Source organism: Paracoccus sp. SM22M-07 (assembly GCF_001887735.1).
Taxonomy (GTDB): Bacteria; Pseudomonadota; Alphaproteobacteria; order Rhodobacterales; family Rhodobacteraceae; genus Paracoccus.
Genome location: NZ_JPKW01000022.1, coordinates 1 through 18,906, shown reverse-complemented (window position 1 = coordinate 18,906; position 18,906 = coordinate 1). Strand labels below are relative to the sequence as shown.

Annotated in this window: 20 protein-coding genes and 3 pseudogenes; 11 read left to right on the top strand and 12 right to left on the bottom strand. The window is 62.3% G+C overall.

Going from position 1 to position 18,906, the window contains the following annotated elements; translation table 11 throughout:
• Positions 1-84: pseudogene (locus IE00_RS19940) on the top strand (IS5/IS1182 family transposase); the annotation flags it as partial.
• Between the two features lie 231 nt (positions 85-315).
• Here the strand turns inward: IE00_RS19940 and IE00_RS18245 are convergent.
• A complete protein-coding gene (locus IE00_RS18245; RefSeq protein WP_072298615.1) occupies positions 316-927 on the bottom strand; it encodes a LysE/ArgO family amino acid transporter in 612 nt (203 codons plus the stop codon).
• Between the two features lie 94 nt (positions 928-1,021).
• Here IE00_RS18245 and IE00_RS18240 point away from each other — a divergent pair, with 94 nt between their 5' ends.
• On the top strand, positions 1,022-1,921 hold the full coding sequence (locus IE00_RS18240; RefSeq protein WP_072298619.1) for a LysR family transcriptional regulator ArgP: 900 nt from the start codon (positions 1,022-1,024) through the stop codon (positions 1,919-1,921).
• Positions 1,922-2,309: 388 nt separating this feature from the next.
• Here IE00_RS18240 and IE00_RS18235 read toward each other — a convergent pair whose 3' ends face one another.
• Both IE00_RS18235 and IE00_RS18230 read right to left on the bottom strand, forming a co-directional pair.
• Positions 2,310-3,377, bottom strand: coding sequence for an IS110 family transposase (locus IE00_RS18235; RefSeq protein WP_072298614.1), 1,068 nt, complete (start codon positions 3,375-3,377; stop codon positions 2,310-2,312).
• 247 nt (positions 3,378-3,624) lie between these two features.
• Positions 3,625-4,224 carry a LysE family translocator gene (locus IE00_RS18230; RefSeq protein WP_072298613.1) on the bottom strand — a complete coding sequence of 200 codons (600 nt, stop codon included), beginning with the start codon at positions 4,222-4,224 and terminating at the stop codon, positions 3,625-3,627.
• 106 nt (positions 4,225-4,330) lie between these two features.
• Between IE00_RS18230 and IE00_RS18225 the strand changes: the two genes are divergently transcribed.
• A complete protein-coding gene (locus IE00_RS18225; protein ID WP_072298618.1) occupies positions 4,331-4,777 on the top strand; it encodes an Lrp/AsnC family transcriptional regulator in 447 nt (148 codons plus the stop codon).
• A 386-nt stretch (positions 4,778-5,163) separates the two neighbouring features.
• Here IE00_RS18225 and chrA read toward each other — a convergent pair whose 3' ends face one another.
• The 7 genes and pseudogenes from chrA to IE00_RS18190 all read right to left on the bottom strand — a co-directional run bounded on the left by chrA (position 5,164) and on the right by IE00_RS18190 (position 10,772).
• Positions 5,164-6,531: a chromate efflux transporter gene (gene chrA, locus IE00_RS18220; RefSeq protein ID WP_072298617.1), complete on the bottom strand. Its 1,368-nt coding sequence runs from the start codon at positions 6,529-6,531 to the stop codon at positions 5,164-5,166.
• Positions 6,531-7,349 carry a sulfurtransferase/chromate resistance protein gene (locus tag IE00_RS18215; RefSeq protein WP_072298612.1) on the bottom strand — a complete coding sequence of 273 codons (819 nt, stop codon included), beginning with the start codon at positions 7,347-7,349 and terminating at the stop codon, positions 6,531-6,533. Before IE00_RS18215 ends, chrA begins: the two co-directional genes overlap by 1 nt.
• A gap of 236 nt (positions 7,350-7,585) precedes the next feature.
• On the bottom strand, positions 7,586-8,905 hold the full coding sequence (locus tag IE00_RS18210; protein ID WP_072298611.1) for an MFS transporter: 1,320 nt from the start codon (positions 8,903-8,905) through the stop codon (positions 7,586-7,588).
• A gap of 9 nt (positions 8,906-8,914) precedes the next feature.
• Positions 8,915-9,067: pseudogene (locus tag IE00_RS18205) on the bottom strand (metal-sensing transcriptional repressor); the annotation flags it as partial.
• Between the two features lie 55 nt (positions 9,068-9,122).
• Positions 9,123-9,449: a type II toxin-antitoxin system PemK/MazF family toxin gene (locus IE00_RS18200; RefSeq protein WP_072298610.1), complete on the bottom strand. Its 327-nt coding sequence runs from the start codon at positions 9,447-9,449 to the stop codon at positions 9,123-9,125.
• Complete coding sequence (locus IE00_RS18195) at positions 9,446-9,664, bottom strand: antitoxin MazE family protein (protein WP_072298609.1); 219 nt, start codon at positions 9,662-9,664, stop codon at positions 9,446-9,448. Before IE00_RS18195 ends, IE00_RS18200 begins: the two co-directional genes overlap by 4 nt.
• Positions 9,665-9,803: 139 nt before the next feature.
• Positions 9,804-10,772 carry an IS5 family transposase gene (locus IE00_RS18190; protein ID WP_072298608.1) on the bottom strand — a complete coding sequence of 323 codons (969 nt, stop codon included), beginning with the start codon at positions 10,770-10,772 and terminating at the stop codon, positions 9,804-9,806.
• 273 nt (positions 10,773-11,045) lie between these two features.
• On the opposite strand from IE00_RS18190, the gene IE00_RS18185 reads away from it, so the two are divergent.
• The 7 genes from IE00_RS18185 to IE00_RS18155 all read left to right on the top strand — a co-directional run bounded on the left by IE00_RS18185 (position 11,046) and on the right by IE00_RS18155 (position 16,811).
• Complete coding sequence (locus IE00_RS18185; protein WP_139291528.1) at positions 11,046-12,014, top strand: MoxR family ATPase; 969 nt, start codon at positions 11,046-11,048, stop codon at positions 12,012-12,014.
• A 140-nt stretch (positions 12,015-12,154) separates the two neighbouring features.
• Entirely contained in the window at positions 12,155-12,835 is a 681-nt protein-coding gene (locus tag IE00_RS18180; protein WP_139291527.1) for a DUF58 domain-containing protein, read from the top strand.
• Complete coding sequence (locus IE00_RS18175) at positions 12,832-13,176, top strand: hypothetical protein (protein ID WP_072298605.1); 345 nt, start codon at positions 12,832-12,834, stop codon at positions 13,174-13,176. Before IE00_RS18180 ends, IE00_RS18175 begins: the two co-directional genes overlap by 4 nt.
• Entirely contained in the window at positions 13,173-14,123 is a 951-nt protein-coding gene (locus tag IE00_RS18170) for a VWA domain-containing protein (RefSeq protein WP_072298604.1), read from the top strand. Before IE00_RS18175 ends, IE00_RS18170 begins: the two co-directional genes overlap by 4 nt.
• The gene (locus IE00_RS18165) at positions 14,111-15,010 is read left to right on the top strand and encodes a VWA domain-containing protein (protein WP_072298603.1); all 900 of its coding nucleotides are present in this window, start codon (positions 14,111-14,113) and stop codon (positions 15,008-15,010) included. Before IE00_RS18170 ends, IE00_RS18165 begins: the two co-directional genes overlap by 13 nt.
• A gap of 17 nt (positions 15,011-15,027) precedes the next feature.
• Complete coding sequence (locus IE00_RS18160; RefSeq protein WP_240494005.1) at positions 15,028-15,624, top strand: hypothetical protein; 597 nt, start codon at positions 15,028-15,030, stop codon at positions 15,622-15,624.
• Positions 15,618-16,811, top strand: coding sequence for a BatD family protein (locus tag IE00_RS18155; RefSeq protein ID WP_072298601.1), 1,194 nt, complete (start codon positions 15,618-15,620; stop codon positions 16,809-16,811). Before IE00_RS18160 ends, IE00_RS18155 begins: the two co-directional genes overlap by 7 nt.
• A 313-nt stretch (positions 16,812-17,124) precedes the next feature.
• Here IE00_RS18155 and IE00_RS18150 read toward each other — a convergent pair whose 3' ends face one another.
• The gene (locus IE00_RS18150) at positions 17,125-17,691 is read right to left on the bottom strand and encodes a hypothetical protein (RefSeq protein ID WP_072298600.1); all 567 of its coding nucleotides are present in this window, start codon (positions 17,689-17,691) and stop codon (positions 17,125-17,127) included.
• Between the two features lie 101 nt (positions 17,692-17,792).
• Complete coding sequence (locus IE00_RS18145) at positions 17,793-18,752, bottom strand: IS481 family transposase (protein ID WP_072298599.1); 960 nt, start codon at positions 18,750-18,752, stop codon at positions 17,793-17,795.
• Positions 18,753-18,814: 62 nt separating this feature from the next.
• Between IE00_RS18145 and IE00_RS19935 the strand changes: the two are divergent.
• Positions 18,815-18,906: pseudogene (locus IE00_RS19935) on the top strand (IS5/IS1182 family transposase); the annotation flags it as partial.

Below are 18,906 nucleotides of genomic sequence, written 5' to 3'. Positions count from 1 at the left end.
AGGCGCGTGGCAACGCGATATGACAGATGTCCGAAGATCTTCCTCTCGGCTATCGCCCTCGCAGCAACCGTCATCTATTGGTGATGAATCCTGACCCTAAGAGGCAGATCGATACAAAAGACCATCTATGACAGCCTCACGTGCCGCGCTGCAATAGGCGTTCTCGCAGTTGCAGAAGCGCTTCCCGGCGCAGAGCTGCCGCTCGGTGCTTGGCTGGCGCTGCGGTGCAGCTTCCCCAGATCGGGCGTTCGTGCTCGGCGCGGCGAAAAAAGGCGGGCGAAGGCTGCTGTGTGGGACGAAGCTGCCTTTCATTCATCAGTCACCCAGCACCAATTTTGCTGCAATGGCCCACATGACGAACGCGATGCCCGCTTCCAAGATCCGCCAGGCAGACGGCTTGGCGAAGATCGGGCGCAGCCATGCCGAGCCATAACCAAGAGAAAAGAAGAACAGGAACGACCCAGACACCGCACCTGCTGCGAACGATCCCGTCTCACCGGCAAATCGGGTTAAGATTGTGCCAAGCAGCACCACCGTGTCGAGATAGACGTGAGGGTTCAGCCAGGTAATGGCGAGGCAGGCGGTCAGGGCCTTGGCCAGACCTCCCGCTTTCCGCTCCGTGCCGACAATCAGGGCTTCCGTGGATTGCAGAGCGGCCCTCATGCTTTTGGTCCCATACCAGATCAGGAACGCCGCACCGGCGTAGCGCATGGCAGGTGCAAGCCAGGGAAGCCTTTGGGCGATCTGACCGAAACTCGTCACCCCTAGCAAGATCAGGATGGCGTCTGAGATGGCGCAGGTCAGGCAGACGGCCAGAACATGCTCCCCACGCAGGCCTTGGCGCAGGACGAACGCATTTTGTGCGCCTATTGCCATGATCAAGCTGAGGCCGCTCAGCATGCCGGTCAGAAATATGGGAAAGTTCATCAGGGTCACCCACTACTCAAGTAGCCCTTGATCTACCGGCCGACTCAGCATTAGGAAATTTCATTGCACTAATGCAGCATTAGGAGTGATTATCATGCTTGACTATGCCGGGGCGCGCGCCGTTGCGATGATCGTGCAGACCGGCAGCTTCGAAGGCGCGGCGAGTGTCCTGAATGTGACGCAGTCAGCCGTCTCGCAACGGGTGCGCAACCTGGAAGAGCGGTTGGGCACGGTCCTGATACAGCGCGGTCAGCCTTGCACCGCGACCGAAGCCGGTGCCTGGCTCTGCCGCCACATGGAGCACGTTGGTATGTTGGAGGAGTCCCTTCTTGAGCATTTGCCGGGACTTGCCGCTCCGAGCGATGGGCAGCGCGTGACGCTGGAGATCGCAACAAATGCCGACAGCCTCGGAACCTGGTTTCTCCCTGCGGTGGCCTCCTTTGCGCAGCAGTCCGGTTATCTTTTCAACATTGCCATAGACGACGAGCAGCATACGCCGGATTGGCTCCGTCAGGGCCGTGTGATTGCCGCTGTCACGTCCCTCGACAGGCCAGTGCAGGGCTGCATGGTCAAATCTCTTGGTCGCTTGCGATATCACGCTACGGCAAGTCCTGACTTCATGCAGCGGCATTTCCCGGATGGTGTGACACTTCAAGCGCTGGCCGACGCCCCCGCACTGAGGTTCAACCCGAAGGACAATCTTCAGCAGGCATGGGTGCGGCAGGTCTTCGGTCAGGCTGCGGCTCTACCCAGCCACTCCTTACCGTCAACTCAAGGCTTCGTGGATGCTTGCCGGGCCGGGCTTGGCTGGGCGCTGAACCCAGCCTGCCTGATCCGCGACGACCTCGCGACAGGCGCACTGGCCGAACTTGTGCCAAGGACCGCTTTTGACGTGCCGCTGTTCTGGCAGATCAGCCGTCTTGTTGCGGATCGGCTACAGGGCTTGACGCGAGCCGTTCTCGCGGCCGCCGAGGGTGAACTGGCGCGGCCGTAAGAAGCCTCCACAGATCTCATAGGGCGGGTGGGCATGGCGAAGACGTGTCGCACGAAGGGCAGCTGTGGGCTCGAAGCGTCGATGGCCGGCCCTGACGGCCGAACGAGCGCGGGATGCCTCTCACCCACGCACTCGGCCCAAATGTATGTGTCGGCTGCTGTTCGCAATTGAGAATTTGGCACGACTTCGGAAATCGCTCATATGTATCCGGCCTGTTGATCGGCTCGCGGGCGTTCGCATGCTCACCCTTGATGGGGTTACGCACGCGCCTTGGTCTCATTAACGGCAAGGTCCTTGCTGACCATAAGGGCCGTCAGACTCTGGGGGCGTATTTTCTCCGTTCCATGCTGTCCTCTCTGTCGCGAACTCCTTTTGACCGTGGAAAGCGTCAGATGGCTTCCATGGCCATATCTCTTGGGGCGTCGAACCGGGTCCCGTGTCGCAGAACGCTCCATGCGGTTCGGGCAAGTTTGTTGGCCAGCGCAACGGCGGCCTTGTTGCGCGGCATGCGCTTTACCGCTTCGGTCAGCCAAGGGCCGAAGCTGAAGGTGGACCACCTGATCTGACGCATCATGATCACCTTCGCCGCCTGGACGAATAGCATGCGAAGATAGCGGCTGCCCCGTTTGGTGATCCGCCCGAGGATCGTTCTCCCGCCCGTGCTGTATTGGGTCGGCACCAAACCGACCCACGCGGCAAAGTCCCGACCTCGGTCGAAAGCCTCCCCCTTGCCAACTGCCGCGACCATTGCCGTCGAGATCATTGGACCAATCCCGGGGATGGTCATGACGTTGGCGCAGTTCTCTTCCGTGCGGCTGATCTCCTCGATCTCGCCCGAGACGTCCTCGATCCGTTTGTCCAGCCAAAGCCAGTCGCCATAGAGCCCGATCAGGATGCCGCGCATCCGGGGCGAAATCTCGTCCTGTCGCTGTTCGAGGATCGTCTCGAAGGAATTCTTCAGCGCCCGCAGCCCCGACCGGACAGTGATGCCCTGTTCGATCAGGAAGGCCCGGATCTGGTTGATGGTGGCCGTGCGCCGCGAAACCAGCCGTGCCCGGACCCGGTGAAGGGCCTGAAGATCGAGTTGATCCTGGTCCTTCTCAGAAACGGTCCGTAGGTTCGGCCGCAACGCAGCCTCCGCGATGGCCTCGGCATTGTTGTAGTCGCTCTTCTGGCCTTTGTTGAAGGGCTTCACGTAGATCGCCGGAATGATCCGCGGCTCGAAACCCATGCCTCGCAGCGTCCGGCTGACAAAATGGGCGCTAAGGCAGGCTTCCATCCCGACGATGCAGCGTGGGAGCTGTTCGAATGTGGCACTCAACGCCAGCCGCTTGATCTGTTTGCGTATGACCAGCTGGCCGGCGCGGTCGAACCCGACCAGATGAAACGTGTCCTTGCCGATATCGACACCGACGACGGCAAGGTCTTCGAGGCTTCCTGTCTTCTTTGCACACATGGCTACTTCTCCTTGTTGCACGGTTGATCCCTCTTCAGGGTAACCCAACTGTGGGGAAGCAGCCGACACATCCCATTAGCGGCCGCTAAACGCACGATCGATGCTGCCTTGCAGCTTCTCCAAACCGGACGTTCGTGCCTTGGCGCAGCGGAACCAAGATGGCACAGTCTGCCATGCGGACGAAACGGACCCCAATACTACAGCTAGCTCGATCGCACTTCGGAACCGAGAACGGCAACGCCCCGGTTCATGTTCCGAGACCGAGCACGGGATAGAGCGACGCCACCAGCAAAGTTGCCATGGTGATATTGAAGACCCGGAGCCGGGTCGCGTTTGACAGCCATTGCCGGACCACAGTCCCAAGCCATGCCCATACCGAAATCGCCGGAAAGCTGACGAGCGCGAACGCACCTGCCACGATGGCAACCGACAGCAGTGACCGGTCGGGCGCGTAGAGCGTAGTGGCAGACAGACACATGGCCCAGGCCTTTGGGTTCACCCACTGGAAAGTGGCCGCCTGGAAAAGTGTGATGGGACGGCCGTCCGGGTCCCGCTCCTCCACCGGTGCGGCCGTGGCGATCTTGAACGCGAGCCAAAGCAGGTAGCTGACGGAGACGACCTCCAGCACCAGGTTCAGGGCGGGCAGTATGTCGAACAGCGCCATCAGCCCCGCACCCACGAGAAAAGCCATGACCGACACGCCGCCGACGATGCCCAGCATGTGCGGCAAGGTCCGGCGGAAGCCGAAGTTTGCACCGGACGCCATCAACATCAGGTTGTTCGGGCCAGGCGTGACCGTCGCGACAAATGCGAAGCCCAGAAGGGCGGTCAGGATAGCGAAACTCATGTGTGGTGCTCCGTATATTGCTTGAGCGCAATAATAGCGAAGGGTGGTCGCAATGTATCGTCTGTTAATCTATCATTGGCTTTATATGCACAACGATTGTCGGCTTATGGATGCTACAGACCAAAAAATATTGCGTGAACTACGGCGTGACGGCCGGATCAGCAATGTTGCTCTGGCTGAACGGGTCAGCCTATCTCCCTCGGCCTGCCTGAGACGGGTTCAGGAGCTCGAACGAACGGGAGTGATCCGGGGCTATAGGGTTGTGACCAACCCGGAGCGGATGGGCCGAGGTTTTTCCGCTTACGTCATGGTCGGCCTGTCCTCCCATACCAAGGCGGCGCAGGAGGGCTTTGAGCGCGCTATGTCAGTCGCGCCCGAAGTCGTCGAGTGCCACAACATAGCAGGAGCTTTCGAGTATCTCCTTCGCGTCGAGAGCGCTGATCTCTCGGAATACAAGCGCTTTCACACAGAGGTCTTGGGCACCCAATCCCATGTCCATGCGATCACATCCTACATTGTAATGGGATCGCCCAAGGATGAACGCGCCACATGATCTGAACGAGCGAGCCAGTGTAGCTCATCGATTTGTATACAGGCGCTGCCAAATGTCGCGGAAAGGCTCTTCGGGTCAATATGACGCTTCGCGCGACGGCCGGGGCGCGGGAGCGTCCGACCCGCGCCTTCGGCCCAAAGCGGACGGTCGAGGACACGTCGCCGCTGCGGTGCAGCTTCCCCAGACCAGACCCTCTGACCTACCGCCGCCATATTGTGTAGACAGCGTCCGTTGTGCGAGACGAGGCAGCCATTCGGCACGAAGCGAAGACCGATTGTTATCCTTGCGTGGCGGACATTGGTGCAGCCTCGGGCTGTGGACTTATGTCGGCGTAAGCTTCAGCGGGAACGTCGACGGCGGGCGGCTTAGGCAGTTCCACGAGGGGGTCAGGATATCCCTGCCAGCCGCAGCGCGAGCCCGGTGAAAGCGCAGATTGCCAGCACCGGGACTGCGCCGAGTTTCAGCCGGAATACGGCCACGATGGCAACAATGGCCAGTGCCAATGCGGCGACGTCCAAGGTCGCCCAGACCGGCAGGTCCAAGTTCAGCCCCAACCCGGTCACCGGGCGCAGCTGACCGAACAGCACATGCAGGCCGAACCACAGCGCGAGGTTCAGGATCACCCCCACCACCGCCGCCGTCACCGCCGTCAGCGCCGCCGTCAGGGCGTGGTTGTCGCGCAGGCGTTCGATGAAGGGCGCGCCCAGGAAGATCCACAGAAAGCAGGGCAGGAACGTGACCCACGTGGTCAGCAGTCCGCCCAGAGTCGCGGCCAGCAGCGGCGGCATACCGCCCGCTTCGCGCAGCGCCCCCATGAAGCCCACGAACTGGGTCACCATGATCAGCGGCCCCGGCGTGGTCTCGGCCATGCCCAGCCCGTCCAGCATCTCTCCGGGGACCAGCCAGCCATAGGTCTCGACCGCCTGCTGGGCGACATAGGCCAGCACGGCATAGGCTCCGCCGAATGTCACCACCGCCATCACGCTGAAGAACCCGGCGATCTGCGAGAACACGTTTTCCGGGCCAAGGATCAGGAACAGCGCTGCCACGGGCAGCAGCCACAGCCCCAGAAACACCGCCGATATGCGCGCCGCCCACCCGGCGCTGACACGGGTATGGTCGGGCGTGCCCTCACCTAGCAGGGTGTCTGCATCGGCCACTTGGGTGCCGCCCATCTTGCCATGCCCGCCGCCGCCTTGGAACGCCGCCAGACCCGCACGGGCGCCGACGAAGCCCACCAACGCTGCCGTGAGGATGATGATTGGAAACGGCACGCCAAAGGCGAAGATCGCTAGGAACGAGGCCGCTGCGATGCCGATCATCGTGCGGTTCTTCAGCGCCCGCGACCCGATGCGGATCACCGCCTGCACGACGATTGCCAGCACCGCAGCCTTGAGGCCGAAGAACAGCCCCTCCAGCACGCCGGCATTGCCCCAGATCGCATAGACCCACGACAAGGCCATGATCGCCACGACGCCGGGCAGCACGAACAGCAACCCGGCGATGATGCCGCCAAGCGTCCGGTGCATCAGCCAGCCGATGTAGACGGCCAGCTGCATGGCCTCGGGGCCGGGTAGCAGCATGCAGTAATTCAGAGCGTGCAGGAACCGCCGCTCGCCCAGCCATTTCTGTTCCTCGACCAGAATGCGGTGCATCAGGGCGATCTGGCCCGCGGGGCCGCCGAAACTCAGCAGGCCGATCCGCGCCCAGACACGGGTGGCTTCGGCCAAGGTCGGATAGGGGCGGGTCTGCATCATTCTGCCCTCGGCTTGTTGGTGGGCCAGTTGTGGGTCTCGCCGGTCGCGTCACGCGCCCACCGATAGAGCGCGTCATAGACCAGCATCCCCGCCTCCAACTGTTCCAGATCGTCGGCATACATGCGTGACAGGCCAAGGGAGACGGCAAGCAGCCCCGCTGCTTCGGGCGCCAGGTCCAGCCGTGCCGTATCGGCAGCCCGAACGATCACGGCCAATCGGTCCAGCGCCGGAACGGACAGGCCCAGATCAGCCAGCATCACGTCGAAACTGCACAGATCGCCCCTGTGGCTGAAGAAGACGTCCTCGATGTCGAAGGGCGCGGCCTCATGGCGCTCGGCGACACCTGAGACTTCGGCCGGGGCCACGAACAGGATCACTGCGCGGGGATCGACAAAGCGGCGGATCAGCCAGGGGCAGGCAATGCGGTCGATCTTGGGTCGTGCGCGGGTGACCCAGACTGTGCGGCCCTGCCCGTCGCGTGGGGGGAGGTGGTCTGTCTGGATCAGCGGCAGACCCGCCTCTCGCCACGCGACAAAACCACCATCAAGATATTCAGCTGGCCGGCCTTCGGCGCGCAGCCACGCCGCAGCGCCCTGACTGCGGCGATGACCTGCCTGGCAGAGCACCAGCACGGGACCCGGCGGCAGCGGCGGCAGATTGGCAAGTTCGCGGTCATCCGCACGGATGGACCCCGGCACCAGCCGTGGATCGGTGGCAAAATCGGTTTCGGACCGGACATCCAGAATGACCGGGGCGCGGGGCGTGCCGATGATCCGGGCAAGTTTGTCGACGGAAATCGCGTTGGGCGCAGGCATGGGCGTTCCTCCCGTAAAGGTCTCATTGGAACGCGAACTTCGGCTGACGCCTCGTGGGGCGGTCGCAAGCCCCATGGTTGCAGCTATGACATCCGGGAGGGGATCGTCAAGGATACTGACTGATTTTCCGCTTCAGAACACGGTCGGCCAGGACCGTGATCAACTGCCGCACAATAAGGGTGATGAACCAATCTGGTCCGGCGCAAGCCGGACCAGCCGGCGCCGGGCGTCCGACTCTAGAGATGCGACGCCCAACGCGGGTGATTGTCGTCCACGATGAAGGGATGGGCATGGTGGCGCTGACCGTGCAGATGCGGATGATCTGGCGGGAGATTGGCATGGCTGTGCTCCAGAACCTCCGGGTCGCCCACTGGCCAGAGCCGCAGCGCGACGACGATGCCCGCAGCGGCAAGTGCCGCAAGAACACCAAGCGCTGCAACAGGACCGGCCTGCGTCATCAGCCAGCCCGATAGAGGATATGTGACCAGCCAGCAGGCGTGGCTTAAGGCAAATTGCGCGGCGAACAGCGCCGGACGGTCTTCGGCATGGGCCGACCGTCGGAGAAGACGCCCCGATGGCGTTAGAACGGCAGAGTAGCCCAATCCCACCAAAAACCACGCGCCTAGCAGAGCTGGCCAGACCAACCCAAACGCGACAATCCCATATGCCAACGCGAGAATGGTCAGGACCATCAAAATGGCTCCGCCGACCATCACCGGGCGATCCGACACCGTGTCCAGCACCCGAGGCAGCAGCAACGCTGCGATCATCGATCCAGCCCCAAAAGCGAGCAACGTCCAGGCCAGTGCGGAGGCATCCAGCCCAAGCGTGCCGCGCACCAGCGCGACCGAGTTGACCAGCACCATCGCCCCTGCCGCTGCGGCGGCCATGTTCAGTGCCAGCAATCCACGCAGACGGGGCGTGGCCAGATAGATGCGGATGCCCCGGGTCGTGCGATCATAGATGCCGCGCGGCTCCGAAGGTTTCGGACTGGGCAGCATGACCGAGAGGACCAGTGCCGCAGACGCCGCGAACCCGATCATCGTTCCGAAGAAGAGCGAATTGTAGCTGATCACGGCCAGCAGCAGCCCCGCCAGCATCGGACTGACGATATTCTCGAGATCATAGGCCAGCCGCGACAGCGACAGCGCGCGGGTATAGCGCGCCTCGTCGGGCAGCACGTCGGGGATCGTCGCCTGGAAGGTCGGCGTGAATGCCGCCGAGGCCGATTGCAGCACGAAGATTAGGACATAGACCTGCCAGATCTCGGTGACGAAGGGCAGGCACAAGGCGACAGCGGCCCGCACAAGATCAAGCGCCACGAGGAAGGCCCGGCGTGGCACGCGGTTGGCAAAGGCGCCCGCGATTGGGGCGATGCCCACATAGGCCACCATCTTGATGGTAAAGACCGTGCCCAGCACCATGGCCGCATTGTCGCCTGCCAGATCGAAGGCCAGAAGCCCTAGCGCCACCGTGGCAAGCCCGGTGCCCAGAAGCGCCACCACCTGTGCCGCAAAGAGATGGCGGTAGGTGCGGTCGGCAAGGACGTCCAGCATGGGGTTACCTCAAAGGTATCGGGAAATGGCCTTCATCTCGTCGCGATCGTGAGCCGAATGTTCGGCGTCCAGACAATGATCAATATGATCGTGGATGAGGACCCTCTTGGCATTGATGACGGCCTTCTCGACTGCCTGCAGCTGGTGCGCGATATCAACGCAGGATGTGGTGAAAACCAGGTTTGACGCGCAAAGCCGCTGCACCTTAAGTTTTACTTTACCCTGCCAAGCCAAGAAACAACGCCAACAATCGGCTGACGCCGATCATGGTAAGATCATCGAGATGGCCGAAGGAAGCTCCAACCTTCTCCGTCTTCACCGTCATCGGTTTGTCCACCATGATCTGTGACTTCGTACGAAGACCATTTTGCTGCGATGGCTCTACCATTGGACGGAGGAGCGGCGCGTCGATCAGGGTTGATGTCAGAGGAAGGATCACCACCGAGCCGAGGCCATCGAATTGATCCGCCTGGATGATCAGAGCCGGCCGCGGCTTGCCATAATCACCTTGAAGAGCAATCGTCACGAGATCGCCGCGCCTCATTGCCAGTCATCCAGATCCTTCATGGCTGCATCCATGAACTCAGCCAGGTCGGCTTCAGCCCGATCTGCGGCAGCGACCAGTGTGGCCTGCCGTTGGCACTCAGCAGCGAAACCCGGACGACGCGTGTCCGGCACCCAGATCTGCACCGGGCGCAGACCCGCAGCGCGCAAGGCCTCGCGGCGCTTCTGAACACGTTCCGAAACAGAGTTTGGCATATGTGGCCTCCTTCTCATATGTTACATGTAACGAATAATCTGCCCCTATTCAAGCCTGAGCAGATCGCCAGATTTCATCTATAGGGACTCTGTTGCACAAATCGGGTGATGGCCGAGGTTCCCCCTTCCCCGGACGGACTTATCCCACAGCTTCCGTGACGGGTATGCCGAGCGCGGTGTATCCGTTCAGGACGGCGATTCGGACCTGGAGTTCAGCGACCTGACGGTCGAAGTCCCGCGCCATGAGCCGCTGCCCCAGCAACTTCACACAATGCATCTTTGTCTCGACGCGGCTTCGGCGGTGGTATCCGCTCCATCGTCGCCAGAGCGCGCGGCCCAGGTATTTCGCCGCGCGCAGGGCCTCGTTTCGCGGCGAGCCTTTGTCCGCCATTGGTCCGAGGACAATGGCGAGCGCTCCAGCGGTGATCGTCTTCCAGGGCTTCGCGTTCTTGCGGGGCGGGATGACGGCATGGGCGCCGCGGTCGGCAATGGCGTCGTGGCATTTACGTGTGTCGTAGGCACCGTCGGCGGTGACGCTGCCGATCCGCTCGTCCGCCGGGATCTGACCGAGCAGGTCGGGTAGCACAGGGGCATCACCGATGTGGCTCCCGGTGATCTCGACAGCGCGGACCTCCAGTGTTTCCTCATCGATTCCGAGATGGATCTTGCGCCAGACGCGCCGTTTGGGACCGCCATGCTTGCGGGCATGCCACTCGCCTTCCCCCTCGACCTTGATGCCGGTGCTATCGATCAGCAGGTGCAGTGGCCCCTTGGAGCCGCGGTAGGGGATGTTTACGGCCAAGGTCTTCTGGCGGCGAGATAGCGTGCTGAAGTCGGGCACCGTCCAGTCGAGACCAACCAGCTGCAACAAGCTCTCGACGAACCCGGTCGTCTGCCGGAGCGCCATGCCGAACAGCACCTTCATCGAGAGGCACGTCTGTATGGCGGCGTCGCTGTAGCTCTGCTGGCGGCCACGCCTGCCAGTTGGTGCGGCCTCCCAACTCATCTCGGGATCGAACCAGATCGTCAGCGATCCGCGGCGCTTGAGCGCTTCATTGTAGGATGGCCAGTTCCTGGTCTTGTAGGTTGGAGGTGTGGGTCTGCTCATGGATTCCAGCTACCACGCTGGATTCATGAGATGAATCCCAAAAGGGATTTGTGCAACAGAGCCATCTGCAATAGAAACTAGCTCGGCTCGAGAGTGGATCTATCGAGTTTATGTGACGATCCTTTGCCGCACGTTACGTGGTCAAATGAGCCGCACCAAACCGTGACAGATCCAAACAGACCTGCCTACTTTAGTGGTAGTACGTCACCTTCAAGCAACACGTGCATTCGGTTTTGCTGCACCATCTGCAAGAGCGAGGAGCGGCAGATGAACATGGCGTCGACCACCACCACTTTGCCACGCGAGGCCGTTGGCGCCTTGTTGAAGGATGTCTCGGCAACGCTTGTCGGGAATGACTGGCTTGTCGAGCGCCTCTTGATCGCTTTCCTTGTCGGGGGGCATGTCCTCCTCGAAGGACCGCCAGGTGTGGCGAAGACACGCGCGGTGAAGCAGCTGGCGGCACGGTTGCCGGGAACGCATGCCCGCGTGCAATGCACGCCTGATCTTCTTCCCTCCGATCTGACAGGTAGCCAGATCTGGCGCGGGGAAAGCGGCTCCTTTGATTTTGTTCCTGGCCCGATGTTCCACAACATCGTCCTGGTGGACGAGATCAATCGTGCGCCTCCAAAGGTGCAATCGGCTCTTCTCGAGGCGATGGCTGAGTCACAGGTAACAACCGGCGGCGTAACGCGTCCGTTGCCCCAGCCCTTCATGGTCGTGGCGACGCAGAACCCGATAGAGCATGAAGGTACATTCCCCTTGCCCGAAGCACAGCTGGATCGTTTCCTGCTGCACCTGCAACTTGGGATGCCGGATGCCTCCAGCGAGCGGGCAATCCTCGACCTGGTGGAGGAGGAGAGCCGCACGGCACGTGCACTTCCAGAAGCTGAAGCCGTCGATGTGGAAAGCCTTGCCTCGGCTCGTGCGGAAGTGGCCGATGTGCGGCTGGCGCCGGTGCTCAAGGACTTCATCATCCGGCTGGTGATGGCGACCCGCACCGGAGGGAGCCTCGCAAGCTCGGTTGCGCATCCGGTTTCTCCGCGCGGGACACTGGCCCTTGCAGCTGCGGTCCGCGCCCGTGCCTGGCTTCATCACCGCGATCATGGCCTGCCGGAAGATGTCGAGGCTTTGGCATGCGATGCACTCGGGCATCGTCTTGTGGCGGACTGGAAGGTGGTCAGTGAAGGGCGAAACGGGCGCTCGCTGATCGCGGATGCGCTGCGCGAGGTGCGCCCGTGGTGAGAGCGGCATGGCAACTGGCGCAGGGCATTCGATTGGATGCCAACGAGTTGCTCGCACTGCGGGACACTTCGCCCGGCCGCGCGAGGCCCGAAGCCGCACGGCGGTCCGGAACGATCCCCTCGCGCCAGCAAGGCAGTGGCATGGACCTCCGCGAGATCCGTGCCTACGTGGCCGGGGATGACCCTCGGCGACTTGATGCTGCGGCAACCGCACGGACTGGTCGGCCGCATGTCCGGGCGCTGAACGAGGATCGGGACGATGTCACGCTGCTCATTGTCGACTTCCGGCTTGTTATGATGTGGGGAACGGCAGACACGCTTCGCTCGGTGCGGGCTGCGCAGCATCTTGGAATGATGGGTTGGCAGGCCGTGCGCCGCCGAGGAGCCGTCGGCCTTGTCATCGCAGAAGCCTCTGGTGCCCGGTCTTTGGCGGCGGCAGCGGGCGATGCGCAGATGGCGACGCTGTGCCGGATGTTGGCGCATCGCCATGCAGAGGCCTTGGCTGCCGGCCAAGCCAAGGTCTCACTCGCTGAGGCGCTGACTTTTGCGCACCGTCTGGCGCCTCCCGGCGCACACGTGATATTGGCGACCTTGCCCGGTGGATGGACCGGCGCAGAGGACCAGGTTGCGCGTCTGTCCCGCGGTCGGCGGTTGGAGGTGGCACTGATCCTCGATCCGGTGGAAGTCGCGCCTCCGGCATTCGCGCTGCCTGTCAAAAGCGGTGGCCTGCAATGCTTGGCTCGCCTGCGGGTGGCAGAGCTTTCCGATCACATGGACCAACTGCGGAAACTAGGCGCGGTCGGTCACGGGATCGCACCGTGACCCATGACGAGTTACTGGCGAGACTTCTACCACCGCGCCTCCCGGCCGAAATGGCGATTGTTTCTCTGTCCGAGATGCTGGCACTTGTCGCATTCGGAATGCTGCTGGGCTTGGTGGCGGGGTTGCTCATCTTGCCCCTGACGCGCCGTCGCTCGAGCCCGAAGAGGGTCTGGCTCTCCGATCTCCGCGCACTTCCGGTGCCCGAGCGGCTGTTGGCGCTGGCGCGGCTGCTTGGTCGCCTGCCGCCTTCGCTGCGCGCTGCCGCCTACGGGGCCGAGCCGCCGCCTTCCGACCAGATGATAGAACGGGCAGTTCGACGCGCTCGCCCCTGGTACCGATGAGTCTGGCCGCGCCCTATCTGCTGGCGCTGCTGCCCTTGCCGCTGCTGCTTCGATGGCTGCTTCCCGTGAAGGGGCAGAACCGCATGGCACTTCTGGTACCTGAGTACCTGTTTCCGCCCGACGCGGCGGGGCGACAGGCGTGGCGCCAAGGAACTTCTCTGACGCTGGTGGCAGCTTGGGTTTTGCTTGTCGCAGCACTGGCAGGACCACAGGTCGAGCGGGTGGCGAGCGCAGTTCCTGCCAGCGGCCGTGACATCATCCTGACGCTCGACCTGTCGGGCAGCATGGAAAAAGAGGACTTCCTGCTGGACGGTCAGCCGGTCAGTCGTCTCGAGGCTGTCAAACGAACGGCGGCGAACTTCGTTGCAAACCGCACCGGCGATCGCATCGGCTTGGTGATCTTCGGTGCTCGCGCCTATGTCGCCGCTCCGCCCAGCTTTGATGTCGCCGCCGTGGCTGAAACCATCGAGGAGGCACAGATCGGCATTTCGGGTCGCGGCACGGCCATCTCGGACGGCTTGGGCCTGGCCACGCGAAGACTGCTGACCAGCGACGCACCAAGCAGGGTCATCATCCTTCTTTCGGACGGTGTCGATACCTCGGGGAGTGTGCCTGCTGCAGATGCAGCGCGTTTGGCGGCAGGACACGGCATTCGGATCCATTCGATCGCACTCGGCCCGGACGATCTCGAAACGCAGCCTGCATCGCGCGATGCAGTCGATGTGGCAACGCTTCGCGCCATCGCCGATGCCGCCAACGGCCAGATGTTCCGTGTGCGCACCACCGGCGATCTGGATGCCGTCGCCGAGGCGCTCGACCAACTGGAGCCCAACCCGGCTGACCGACCACCGCTGCGCTACTGGCAGCCGCTCTGGTTCTGGCCGGCGGCGGTCGCGGCACTGCTGCTTGTGCTGGCGCTGTTCCGAGGTCGTCCATGGAAGACCTGATCCTTCTGCGGCCATGGTGGCTTGCGGCTGTTCTGCCCCTGGCCCTGATGCTTTGGCGGGTGCTGCGGCGACCAGTTTCGGCCGGGGGGTGGGAGAGGCTGATGAGCCCTCAGATGCTGGCCGCAATGCAGGCCTTGGGATCCTTCAGTGGCAGCGCGTCTCGCGGAGAGCGCCTGCTGCCGGTAGCAGCGCTCTTTCCACTGATACTGGGACTGTCAGGGCCTGCCCTGCCGCGCCAGGACCTGCCCGTTATGGCGCGCAATGATACAGTCATTTTGGCCATCGATCTTTCCCCCTCGGTGGCGAATGGACGGGCGCTTTTACAGGCGCAACAGGCTGCAGCCGCCCTGCTGCAGGGGCTGCCTGGCCGTCCTGTCGGGCTGATCCTTTACGGAAACGAGGCCTTCACAGCTTCAGCGCCGACGACGGACCCGCGGCGATTGGAGACCATGATCGCGGTTCTGGATGCCGGGCTCATGCCTGCGCGGGGCAGCAGCCCCGGCGCCGCAATTGGGCTTGCGGCGCGGATGTTGGCCAATCCTCAGCAGGCGGATCTCATCCTGATCTCGGACGGCGGCGGCGTCGACAGGATCGCACTGGCAGAGGCGGCTCGCCTGTCCGGGCTTGGAGCCGGCATCTGGCCGGTCAGGGTAGAGGGGGCCGCAGCCGGTGCCCCGGTGCCGGAATCAAGCGCAATGGCGCCTTTGGCCTCAGGCGGACGGGTTTTGAACTGGAACCAGGCCGATGATCTCGCTGCAGAGCTGGCTGGCAGGGGTTCGCGCCATCGCGTGGCCGAACTGCAGGCCTTCGGCTATCGCGATTTTGGGCCGTTGCTTGCAGCTCTTGCAGCCGTTCCACTGCTGATGATGTTACGGAGGCGCTCTTGAGGCGGGCCTTCGCCCTGTTGATCCTGTCAATCGCCCTTCTGGTGATTGCCGGGCCAGCCGCCGTCGGCACCTTGGCGTTGCGCCTCGGGTGGGACAGGCTGGCTGTTGCTCTTCTGCAAGATGATGCTTTGAGGGGTGTGGCCCTTTACCGGCTTGGTGATGATGTGGCTGCCGACGCGGCCTTCGCGCGCGCAGGCCGATCGCAGACATTCAACCGCGCCCTGGCCTTGGCGGCAACTGGCGACTATCCGCTTTCCGTGGCCTATTTCGATGCCGTGCTCTTCGTGAACCCGGCAGACGAGCAGGCTCGCGCAGGCCGCGACCTCGTCGCAAGCATGTATGACCCCCACAGGGGCGACAGCACGGCACCCGGGCGCATCATGGGGCATGGCGGCATGCCGCCACCCAACGAGGAGATCCAGGCAGCTCTCGTCGGTGCTGCCAGCGATGATCTGCGACGTCCTTTGGAGGCGCGGGGTCTGGCGGCCAGCGACGAGTGGCTGCAATCTTTGACGGATGATCCCGGCGAGTTCCTGCAGCTCAGGATTCAGGTGGAATACGATCGGCGCGCGCAAATGGGTCTGATCCGGCCAGAGGCGCAGGACCCATGGTAAAGATCCTGGTCCTCGTCATTCTGATTTTGGCCAGCCCTCTTCAGGCGCAAACGACGCCCTTGGAGCCTGGTGGAGCCCGCCTCATGATCCTGCACGATCGCTCGCGTCCGGTCGTAGCCGAGATGGTTAAGCTGACGCTGCGGGGCGAGTATGACCTGACGGTCGCGCTGGAGAACCTCCGCTTCCCCGACTCCAAAGAATACGACTGGATGCAGATCGCGCCTGACCGATGGTTTCAGGAGCGGATTGGCGGTCGGATGATCCAGATCTTCGAGCGGGACATCGCCCTCTTTCCCCGGCAAGAGGGCCAGATCGCGGTCGGCCCGGTCGTGCATGAACTGACCCACATCTCCCGCTCAGGCGACCGCATTGCGTTAGAAGTCGCTTCGGCACCGGCGAGCGTGAATGTCATCCCCTTTCCACACAGCAGGCAGCCGCTGACAGCCAAGACGCTTGTACTGACCGACGAGCTGTCAGCCCAACCCGGCCAGCTTGGTCCCGACGAGGTGCTGACCCGCCGAGTGACCATCGAGGCATTGGGCACGTTGGCCCATCAGCTGCCCGAGCGTCCAGACCTTCAGCAGCCTTGGCTGATCAGCTTCACTCAACCCGAGCAACGCGAAACGACACCCACGCCGGAAGGTCCTGTGTCTCGCGTGGTGTGGGAATGGCAGTTGCGCCCCCGTACGGGCGAGCCGGGAGTCCTGCCTGCCTTTGCCTTTCCATGGTTTGACACCGACACCCGGCAGATCGAGACGGCGGCAATGCGGCCCTTGCCGTTCGGTCTTGCGGGGTTCGGCAGCAATGTCAGCTCTGGCGCATCCGACGCCCTGAAACAAACAGGCTTGATGGCGCTCATCGCCGTCGTGGGATTTACTGTCGCGCTCTTGATCCTGCTCTGGGGCAGACTTCCCGCTGTGACACACGCCATCCGAAGGCTTCGGTACAACCCACACTCCGCCGCGTTGGAACGGGCTACGGCGCAGGGCGATCTTCTCGCCTTAAGGGCTGCGGCAGAACGTTACGCCACGTGGAGCGGTCGCATCGATCCAGAGCAAGACAGACTCCTGTCTCTCCTTGACCGTGCGATCTTTGACACTGAAGCAGATCAAAGTTTCCGTCCGAACGACTGGTTGGCGAATTTCCTGCGCAGGCAGAGGGGCCCCATGCCCAGAACAAAAGTATGAACGTTCGGATCAAAGTCCCCGCGCGACATGAAGATTACCCCACCGGCCGCTTTGAGCGAGAACAATCTCTTGGTGGTGCAGTAAGGATCTGGCGCATTAAGTGAAAGCAACCGTTCGTCTGCGCCGCGGGGCCCTTGGCGCCTGATCCGACGCGAAGGGCGGGAAGCTGACGGTTGGCGCCGCAGCATCGCAGCTGCGGCAAGCATGGGAAAGCGGTCGTTCGTCCACGATGAAGCGATCATCCTGTCCCGTGATCCGAACCCAGTTCGACGGGAAGATCACGCGCCCGCTGCCAGAGCGCGCGCCACGAAACCTACTGCGTTTCGAGGACAAAGCCGTCTTTCTGATCGACATAGCCTTCGACATTGTCGCGAATCTTCTCGAAGACCTTCGGCAGGTATTCGATCAGATCGGTCATCGTCACATCAGTCCCTGGGAAGCAGTGATACGTTTCCAGATAGGACCGCATGGTCTCGCGGTCGTTGGCACTGACCGTCAGCAGCGGGTCAGGTCCCTCGTAGTCCCAGAGATTGGTAAAGTGGATGAACTTGGAACTGTATTCGTAGGCGACGCTGACCCAGGAATGGTTGTCCGCGGCATACTGCTTGAACTCGACGTCCTTGATTGGGACGATCTTGTTCTTCGCGGTAATGTGCGTCCAACGCTCGCCTGTCAGCGCCTCTCGGCATAGGCCGTCCCGGTCAGCGAGCGGGACGCTGAAGGCCAGGTAGTCGACGCGCATCAGGCTATCGATTTCTTGGCGGATGATCCCCGCGCAGGCGCCATAGAGGCCCGCCGCGTAAAGCATGCCGAAAGCCTGTTCGTGCTCGCGAGTGCGCTTCTCAACGAGGCGCATGTAGGCCCGAAGGTATTTTTCCATGCAAAGCCCTCTTTAGATCGATTCGGCACGACACGGCGACGCCCGCAGTCCCAGTCACTGCGCAGATCCGCCAAAGCCTGGTCAGCCTGCACATGGCGATCCTAGGTGTTCAGTCCCGGCATCTGGTGGATCGGGTTTAGGATGAATCTGTCTGGCTCAGATGTCCAGATCTTGCAGATGTATTCATAAGGCGTGAGGCCGCCGAGGGTCTTGAGCCGCCGGGCGAAATTGTAAGCGTCCATGAAGTCGGCGAGATGGGTGCGGAGCTGGTTGTGGTCTTCGTAATAGAAGCGTTTTACCGTTGCGTCTTTGATCGTGCGGTTCATCCGCTCGACCTGGCCATTGGTCCAAGGGTGGTTTGGCTTCGTTAGGCGGTGCTCGATACCGTTGGCCTCGCAGATCATGTCAAAGCGCATGGGCCGGGAAGAGATGGTGTTGCGATTTCGCGGCTGCTCGGCGAACTGAATGCCGTTGTCGGTGAGAATGGTATGGACCTGATAGGGCACTGCTTCGAGCATGTGCTGCAGGAACTCCCAGGCCGTCTTCCTGTCCGCCTTGTCGACGAGCTGGGTCACGGCAAACTTGCTTGTGCGGTCGATGCCAACGAACAAAAACAGTTTGCCCTCAGCAGTCTGAACCTCGGCGATGTCGATATGGAAAAAGCCGATGGGGTAACGCTTGAACTTCTGGCGCTTTGGCTTGTCGCCCTCCACGTCAGGCAGTCGAGAGATGCCGTGACGCTGCAGGCACCGATGCAGTGCAGAGCGCGTCAGATGTGGGATCGATGGCTGCAGGGCGTAAAGGCAGTCATCAAGCGGCAGCAGCGTGTGGCGTCGAAACGCGACGATGGCCGCCTCCTCAGCCTCCGTGAGGACCGTCGAACGTGGCTCCTTTGGGCCAGTTTTGAGATCATCTACCGTCTGTCGTTTGCGCCACTTCGCCACCGTTTTCTGGTTGATCCCCAACTCCCGGCTCAGCGTCGCGACCGAAGCTTGCGATCGCTGTATTGCTGCTCTAACCGCGTGCGTGGTCGTGGCGCTTCCGTGGCGAACCTGTCCCATAGGGCATCCTCCCATTCCTTCAAAAGGATCTCACCATCAAACCGTGGGATCAAACACATTAAAAAGGGGGGCGTGGTCGCCTGATCGGCCGAACCAAAGGCGGCATGAACACCAAGCTGCACGCCATTTGCGACGGCCAGGGACGACCGCTCGA